General features: G+C 69.2%; 9 protein-coding genes. 4 read left to right on the top strand and 5 right to left on the bottom strand.

The genetic code is table 11. The features are described from left to right. The 3 genes from DBR34_RS15295 to DBR34_RS15305 form a co-directional block, all read left to right on the top strand. A partial coding sequence (locus DBR34_RS15295) for a 5'-3' exonuclease H3TH domain-containing protein (RefSeq protein ID WP_128097435.1) occupies nucleotides 1-831 on the top strand: 831 nt, incomplete at its 5' end. After that, on the top strand, nucleotides 828-1,379 hold the full coding sequence (locus tag DBR34_RS15300; RefSeq protein WP_128097436.1) for an NUDIX hydrolase: 552 nt from the start codon (nucleotides 828-830) through the stop codon (nucleotides 1,377-1,379). The genes DBR34_RS15295 and DBR34_RS15300, both read left to right, overlap by 4 nt. Beyond that, a complete protein-coding gene (locus DBR34_RS15305) occupies nucleotides 1,360-2,166 on the top strand; it encodes an N-formylglutamate amidohydrolase (RefSeq protein WP_128097437.1) in 807 nt (268 codons plus the stop codon). The genes DBR34_RS15300 and DBR34_RS15305 overlap by 20 nt, the downstream gene beginning before the upstream one ends. 75 nt (nucleotides 2,167-2,241) lie before the next feature. Here DBR34_RS15305 and DBR34_RS15310 read toward each other — a convergent pair whose 3' ends face one another. Both DBR34_RS15310 and DBR34_RS15315 read right to left on the bottom strand, forming a co-directional pair. Then, nucleotides 2,242-2,907, bottom strand: a complete 666-nt coding sequence (locus DBR34_RS15310) for a hypothetical protein (RefSeq protein ID WP_128097438.1) — start codon at nucleotides 2,905-2,907, stop codon at nucleotides 2,242-2,244. Then, entirely contained in the window at nucleotides 2,904-4,352 is a 1,449-nt protein-coding gene (locus DBR34_RS15315; protein WP_128097439.1) for an MFS transporter, read from the bottom strand. The genes DBR34_RS15310 and DBR34_RS15315 overlap by 4 nt, the downstream gene beginning before the upstream one ends. A gap of 107 nt (nucleotides 4,353-4,459) precedes the next feature. Here DBR34_RS15315 and DBR34_RS15320 point away from each other — a divergent pair, with 107 nt between their 5' ends. Further along, complete coding sequence (locus tag DBR34_RS15320) at nucleotides 4,460-5,344, top strand: LysR family transcriptional regulator (RefSeq protein ID WP_128097440.1); 885 nt, start codon at nucleotides 4,460-4,462, stop codon at nucleotides 5,342-5,344. A 32-nt stretch (nucleotides 5,345-5,376) separates the two neighbouring features. Here the strand turns inward: DBR34_RS15320 and pip are convergent, their stop codons facing one another. Genes pip through prmC form a run of 3 tightly spaced genes read right to left on the bottom strand, consistent with a single transcriptional unit; the run spans nucleotide 5,377 to nucleotide 7,625 of the window. Next, nucleotides 5,377-6,321, bottom strand: a complete 945-nt coding sequence (gene pip, locus DBR34_RS15325) for a prolyl aminopeptidase (protein ID WP_128097441.1) — start codon at nucleotides 6,319-6,321, stop codon at nucleotides 5,377-5,379. 41 nt (nucleotides 6,322-6,362) lie between these two features. Continuing rightward, nucleotides 6,363-6,716 (bottom strand): DUF5713 family protein, encoded by a 354-nt coding sequence (locus DBR34_RS15330; RefSeq protein ID WP_128097442.1) that lies wholly within the window; start codon nucleotides 6,714-6,716, stop codon nucleotides 6,363-6,365. A gap of 54 nt (nucleotides 6,717-6,770) precedes the next feature. Further along, nucleotides 6,771-7,625 (bottom strand): peptide chain release factor N(5)-glutamine methyltransferase, encoded by an 855-nt coding sequence (gene prmC, locus DBR34_RS15335; RefSeq protein WP_128097443.1) that lies wholly within the window; start codon nucleotides 7,623-7,625, stop codon nucleotides 6,771-6,773. Between the last annotated feature and the right edge of the window lie 15 nt (nucleotides 7,626-7,640).

Genomic DNA, 7,640 nt, shown 5'->3' on the forward strand with positions numbered 1-7,640 from the left:
CCGACCAACGCGGTGCACGGGTTTGCCCGCTTCCTGCTGGACCTGATCGAGCGCGAGCGCCCGCGGCATATCGCCATTGCCTTCGACGAGGCCCTGGACAGCTGCTTCCGCCACCGGCTGTACGCCGCTTACAAGGCCAACCGTGATCCGGCCCCGGATGCGCTGCGCCGCCAGTTCGCCCACTGCAAGGCCCTGTGCATGGCACTGGGGCTGGCGGTGCTGGCCCACCACGAGTACGAGGCCGACGACCTGATCGGCAGCGCCCTGCATGCACGCCGCGATGCCGGCATGCGCGGGGTGATCATCTCCGCCGACAAGGACCTGTCGCAGCTGCTGTACGAACACGACGAACAGTGGGACTACGCCCGCAACCAGCGCTGGGGCATGGCGGGGGTGAAGGCGCGCCACGGCGTGCACGCGCACCAGATCGCCGACTACCTGGCGCTGTGTGGCGATGCGGTGGACAACATTCCCGGTGTCACCGGGGTAGGCGCCAAGTCGGCTGCGGTACTGCTGGCCCACTTCGGCAGCCTGGACGTGCTTTACGAGCGCCTGGACGAAGTGCCCTTCCTGCGCCTGCGCGGCGCGGCGCAGATGGCGGTGCGGCTGCGCGAACAGCGCGAGCATGCGCTGCTGTGGCGTCAGCTGACCACCATCGCGCTGGACGCGCCGCTGGACTGCGCCGATGCCGATTTCCGCCGCGGCAGCGCCGACCCGCAGATGCTGCAGGGCCTGTGCGATGCGCTGCGGTTCGGCCCGTTGACCCGGCGCCGGCTGTTCAGCGCCGCCGGCCTGCCCGATTCCCCTTCCATTGCCAGCGAGTTCGCATGAGCCCCAATACGCAAGCCCCCAAGGTCGTCTACGAAGGCAAATACCAGCGCATGGTCGTGCGCGGCACGTGGGAATACAGCGAGCGTACCCATGCCGGCGGCCTGGCCGCGATCATCATCGCGGTCACCCCGGAGGACAACGTGTTGTTCGTCGAGCAGTTCCGGGTGCCGCTGCAGGCCAACACCATCGAGATGCCGGCCGGGCTGGTGGGCGATATCGATGCCGGCGAGTCGATCGAAGTGTCGGCGGTGCGCGAACTGGAAGAAGAAACCGGCTGGACGGCCGAGCACGCTGAAGTGCTGATGATCGGCCCGACTTCATCGGGCGCGAGCAGCGAGAAAATCGCGTTCGTGCGCGCCACCGGGCTGCGCAAGGTGGGCGATGGCGGCGGCGATGCCAGCGAGAACATCACCGTGCACGAAGTACCCCGCGCGCGCGCCGCCGCCTGGCTGGTGGAGAAGATCGGCCAGGGCTACGAGCTGGACGCCAAGCTGTGGGCCGGGCTGTGGATGATCGAGCATCATCTGGATGGCACCCCGCGTGGCTGATTCCTTTGCCCTGCCGATCGCATCGGGCGCACTGCTCGGACCGTCCGACCCGGCACCGTTCACCGTGCATCAGGCGCAGGGGCGCTCGCCGTTCCTGCTGATCGCCGACCATGCCGGCCAGCAGGTGCCTGCGGCACTGGGCAACCTGGGCCTGCCGTCGTCCGAACTGGATCGCCACATCGGCTGGGACATCGGCATTGCCGGGGTCACGGTGGAGCTGGCGCGCCTGCTGGACGCCTGGGCGATCACCCAGACTTACTCGCGGCTGGTGATCGACTGCAATCGCCCGCCGGGCGCGCCGGGGCGGTTCGCGCCGCTCAGCGACGGCACCGTGGTGCCGGGCAACCAGGGGCTGGATGACGCAGCACAGGACGCCCGCGTGCAGGCCATCTTCGCGCCGTACCACGGCCGCATTGCCGCTGAACTGGACGCCCGCGCCGCGGCCGGCATGCCCACCGTGCTGATTGCCATGCACAGCTTCACCCCGGCCATGCAGGGCGTGGCGCGCCCATGGCATGCCGGCGTGCTGTACCAGCGCGATGCGCGCTTTGCGCATGCGTTGATGCACGCCTTGCAGGCCGAGGGCGACCTGGTGGTGGGCGACAACCAGCCCTACGCGGTCAGCGACGCCACCGATTACGCGATCCCGGTGCACGCCGAAGCGCGTGGGTTGGCGCACGTGGAACTGGAAATCCGCCAGGACCTGATTGCCGACACCGCCGGGCAGCAGGCCTGGGCACGGCGGCTGGCGCGGCTGTTGCAGGCGTTGGCGCCGCGGTTCGGTTGAACGGGGTGGCCGTGCGTGGAGCCGACCAACGGTCGGCTCTACCCCGTGGGGTGCCACGCCATCGCGTGATCGCCTTTACCCCGCCTGCGCCTGCACCCTTTCCTGCCACGGGAACGAGCGGTAGCCGGTAACCTGCAGCGCCAGCCCGATCGCCGCGAAGCGCGCCTGCAGTACGGCGCTTGCCGCGCGGTCGACGTTGCGGGCCACTGCCAGCGGCAGCGCACGTACCTGCGCCAGCGCCTCGCCCACCGATAGCGCCTTGACCTCGGCCACCAGGCTGGCCGCCGCTTTGCGCTGCGCCGGCTCAACCGTCTCCAGGGTCAGGTCGAAGGCGGCATACAATCCCGGCGACAGCCCCTGCCGATCCGCTTCCTCGCGGTCACGCGGTGCTGGCTCACCGTGGTCGAGGAACGTGTCGTGCTGGCTGTAGTAATCCAGCGCCTGCGCATAGTCGTCCAGCCCGGACAGGGGACGGGACTGCTTCTGTACGTCCAGAATGCTCGCAACGGTGATCGCCTCCAGATAGAGCCACAGCCGTGGTGAAGTGGTGATCGGGGGCTCGGGTTCGCCATCGCCGTCGTCGGTGGCGTCGTCACCGCGCCTGGTCTGCGGATGGAACCCGACCGATGCGGCATCCCCCTCCTGGGCCCAGACCCAGCCATAAGTCTTCCACACGGCATCGTCGTCGTTGCAGGCCACGATCAGGTCAAGCAAACCGCGCAGATCCAACAGGTCAGTCATGGCGCCATGTTGCCATCGATGACGCGCGACAGCGGCAGCGCCGCGTCGTCCGGCTGCGGCTGCGGCCGCAACCACACCGCCACGCCCACCCCGAGCAGCGCGAACACCGCCGCGCCATATTGCGCATGGACCAGGCCATGCAGCGCTTCGGGGCTGGTACCTGCAGCATCCACGCCGCGCCCGGCGTTGGCCAGCATGACCAGTACTGCCAGGCCCGACGCGCCGCCGATCTGTTGCGCGGTAGCGGCCATGCCCGACGCCACGCCCTGCTGCGCGGCCGGCACGCCCTGTCCGGCCACGATCCACATCGCCGTCCAGGTCATGCCCTGGCCGATGCTCAGCACCACGATGCCCGGCAGCAGCGCCCAGTACGTGGCCCCGAACGGCAGCGCCACCGCCACCGCGGTGATGCCGACCGCACCGGCGGCCATGCCCAGCGCCAGTACCTGCCGCGGCGAGCGCCGGGTGAGCATGCGTTCGGTGATCCGGATGCCGAAGGTGCACACCAGCGTGGGCGGCAGGAACGCCAGGCCGGCCTGCAGTGCGCTCCAGCCGTAGCCGTCCTGGAAATACAGCGCGAGGAAGTAGTACTGCACGCCGAAGCTGCTCATGAACAGCAAGGTCAGCAGCATCGCCGCGCGCAGGCTGCGCAGGCGCAGCAGCGAGAACTGCATCAGCGGGTCGCGGCTGCGCTGCTCGATCTGCACGAAGGCGGCCAACAGCAGCGCCGACAGCACCAGGCAGCCCAGCGTGCGCGGTGCCAGCCAGCCCCACTCCGGGCCCTGCACCAGGGTAGTGACCAGCAGGCTGCCACCGAGGGTGACGGTGAAGCAGCCGGCCAGGTCGAACGAGCGCCCGGCCTGCGGCGCGGGGTCGCGCGGCAGCCACCAGCCGCCCAGCAGTGCGCAGGCGCTGGCAAAGGGCACGATCACCAGCAGCACCGACGACCAGCCGAAGCTCTGGGTCAGCACCCCGCCCAACAGCGTGCCCAGCGCCAGCCCACCGGCGCTGGCCATCGACCAGATCGCCAGCGCGCGGTTACGCGGCGCCCCTTCGGTGTACAGCGTGTTGATCAACGCCAGCGTGGCCGGGAACAGCAACGCCGCGCCGATGCCCTGCACCGCGCGCGCGGCGATCAGCAGCCATGCGCTGGTGCTGAAGCCGCCCACCAGCGAGGCCAGCGCGAACAGGCCCATGCCCAGCCGGTAGATGCGGCGCCGACCGAGCAGGTCGGCCGCGCGCCCACCCAGCAGCAGGCAGCCGCCAAACGCAACGGTGTAGCCGCTGACGATCCACTGCAGCTGCTGCGCGTTGATCTGCAGCTGCACGCCCATCTCATGCAGGGCGACGAAGATGATGGTGGCGTCCAGTGCGATGATCAGCTGGGCCATGGCCAACAGGGTCAACGCCAGCCGGGGCGGGAAGGAATGCGCGGAGTGGGTCATGCCGGTCGGTGCGTGGGGAAGGCGGGCAGTCTCATTGATGACGCCAAACAAAGAAACCCGGATACTTCGATTTCTGTCATGCATTTTCGCATCAATCGGACGCCGCCATGGATCTCAATGCCGTGCGCATGCTGGTGCAGGTTGCCGAAGCACGCAGTTTCACCCTGGCCGCCGGCCAGCTGGGCATCAGCCAGTCGGGGCTGTCGCGGGCGATCAGCCGGCTGGAAGGCACCCTGGGCGTGCGCCTGCTCCATCGCAACACCCGCAATGTCAGCCTCACCCCGGATGGTCGCCAGTTCGTCGAGCACTGCGCGCCGCTGCTGAGCGGGCTGGAGGATGCCGAGCGCCGGCTGGGCGACCGCCCCTCCACGCCCTCGGGCGTGTTGAAACTGACCGCGCCATCGATGTTCGGGCGCAAGGTACTGGTGCCGCTGGCCGGGCAGTTGATGGCGGCGCACCCGCAGCTGCAGTTCGAGCTGGTGCTCAACGACCGGCTGGTGGATCTGGTCGAGGAAGGCTTCGACGCCGCCCTGCGTACCGGGCCGATCAGCGACGTGCGCATGGTGGCCCGCCCACTGCGGCCGTTGCATTGGGTCACGGTCGCCTCCCCGGCCTACATCGTGCAGCACGGGCAACCGGCCACGGTGGATGCCCTGCGGGATCACACCTGCCTGGCGGTGCGCAACCTGCGCAGCGGGCGGCTGGTGGACTGGCAGTTCCGCGAGGGCGACCGGCTGCGTGAGTTCACTCCACCGGCGCGGATGGTGTTCGACAGCGGCGACCCGCTGGTGGAAGGCGCACTGGCCGGGGTCGGCATCGTGCAGGTGATGGATTTCGCGGTGGCCGACGCGCTCGCCGCCGGGCGGCTGCAGCGCGTGCTGCAGCCGTTCGAAGGCCGCAGCCGGGCACTGTCGCTGGTGTACCCGCCCTCGCGGCAGGCCTCACCTAAGATGAAGGTACTGGCCGACGCGTTGTTGGCCGGCAACTGGTAGGTGCCGACCGTGGGTCGGCACCTCGCATCGATTCAACCGGCGAAGCGATCCGTGGCGCGCACCAGGGCGTCCACGTTTTCCGCTTCGAACGCCGAATGGCCCGACGCCGGGCTGATTTCCAGCGTCGATTTCGGCCATGCCTTGTGCAGTTCCCACGCGTTCTGCAACGGGCACACCACGTCGTAGCGGCCGTGCACGATCACGCCGGGAATGTCGGCGATGCGATGCACGTCGCGCAGCAGCTGCTCTTCCACCTCGAAGAAGCCACCGTTGACGAAGTAGTGGTTCTCGATGCGGGCGAAGGCCAACGCGAACTGCGGGTCCTGGTGGCTGTTCACGAAGTCGTCGTCCACGTGCAGGAAGCTGGTCGCGCCTTCCCACACGCTCCACGCCTTGGCCGCCGCCAGGCGGGTGGCCTCGTCATCGCTGGTGAGGCGGCGGTGGAAGGCCGAGATCAGGTCGTGGCGCTCCACTTCCGGGATCGGCGTGAGGTAGTGCTCCCACGCATCCGGGAACAGGCGGTTGGCGCCTTCCTGGTAGAACCATTCCAGCTCCCAGCGGCGCAGCATGAAGATGCCGCGCAGCACCAGTTCGGTCACCCGCTGCGGATGGGTTTCCGCGTACGCCAGCGCCAGGGTCGAACCCCAGCTGCCGCCGAACACCTGCCAGCGCTCCACCTTCAGGTGCTCGCGCAGTTTTTCGATGTCGGCCACCAGGTCCCAGGTGGTGTTGTCCACCAGGTCGGCATGCGGGGTGGAACGCCCGGCACCGCGCTGGTCGAACAGGATGATGCGGTACTTGGCCGGGTCGTGGAACTGGCGCATTTTCTCGCTGCACCCGCCACCGGGGCCACCATGCAGCATCACCACCGGCTTGCCGTCGGGGTTGCCGCACTGTTCGAAATACAGCGTGTGGCGATCGTCGACCTTCAGCGTGCCGACGTCGTAAGGGGTGAGGGCGGGATACAGCGTACGCATGGCAGAACTCCGTTGTTGGGCACAGGCGCGGACGAGCGGGTTCACCACTCGCGCGGGCTGGTCAGATCGTCAACATCCACATCGAACCCGTAGCTGCGCGCGATCAGCTCGAAATCGGCGCCGATGTTCTCGCGGGCAGCGGTTTCCAGCTCGCTGTCCTGCGCTTCGAACGCTTCGCCCAGCACGTTGAATTCCAGCGTGGCAGCATGGGTGAGCGCCATCAGCGCGGCGGCGTCGGCCGGGCGTTCGCGTTCGATGCGTTCGCACAGGCGCAGCAGGATCTGCTGGCCCTGGGCCACCAGCGCCGGCGGGAAGTATGCGTCCTCGACCATGTCAGCGAGGAATTCGTGGGACTGCAGCTGCGCGTGGGAAACAGAGGGGCTGGCAGTGGTCATGGCGCTTCCTTTCAAGTGGAACGCCATTCTACCCGCGCGATGTTTCAGGCAGCGTCAGCGCATGCCCGGCAGACAGCCGCGCGTCACCCGGTCGCGCTGTTCCAGGTCGCGCTCGGTGTGCACCTGCGCGAACCCGGCCTGCTCGAACAGCGCGCGGATTGCCGCGCCCTGGTCCCAGCCGTGTTCGATCAGCAGCCAGCCACCGGGCAGCAGGTGCGCGCCGGCAGCGGCGACGATGTGTCGGATGTCGTCCAGGCCGTCGATGCCCGAGGCCAGCGCCGTGGCCGGCTCGTGGCGCAGATCGCCCTGCTGCAGGTGCGGGTCGTTGCTGGCGATATACGGCGGGTTGCTCGCAATCAGATCGAAGCGTTCGCCCTGCAGCGGTTCAAACCACGCGCCCTGCACGAACCGCACGCGCGCCAGCCCGTTGCACGCCGCATTGCCACGCGCCACGTCCAGCGCGGCGGCGCTGAGATCGGTGGCGGTCACTGCGGCCTGCGGGCGTTCGCTGGCCAGCGCCAGCGCGATGGCCCCGCTGCCGGTGCCCAGGTCGGCCACGGCCAGCGCGGTGTCGGCCGGCAGGCGGGCCAGCGCCAGTTCCACCAGCAGCTCGGTTTCCGGCCGCGGGATCAGGGTGGCCGGGCTGACCGCCAGGTCCAGCGTCCAGAACCCGCGATGGCCCAGCAGGTAGGCCACCGGTTCGCCGGCCACGCGGCGGGCCAGCAACGCGTGGAACGCAGCCATGTCGGCCTCGGCCACCGGGTCGGTGGCGTGCGCGAACAGCCAGCTGCGCGGCTTGCCCAGCACATGCAGCAGCAACAGCTCGGCCTCATGCCGGCCTTCCACCCCGGGCAGGGCCGTGGCGGCATCGGCAAGCAGCTGGCGCAGGTCACGGGGGGCGGCGGTCATCGGACAGGTCGGGCA

This window comes from Stenotrophomonas sp. HMWF003, assembly GCF_003061285.1.
Lineage (GTDB): Bacteria > Pseudomonadota > Gammaproteobacteria > Xanthomonadales > Xanthomonadaceae > Stenotrophomonas > Stenotrophomonas maltophilia_AP.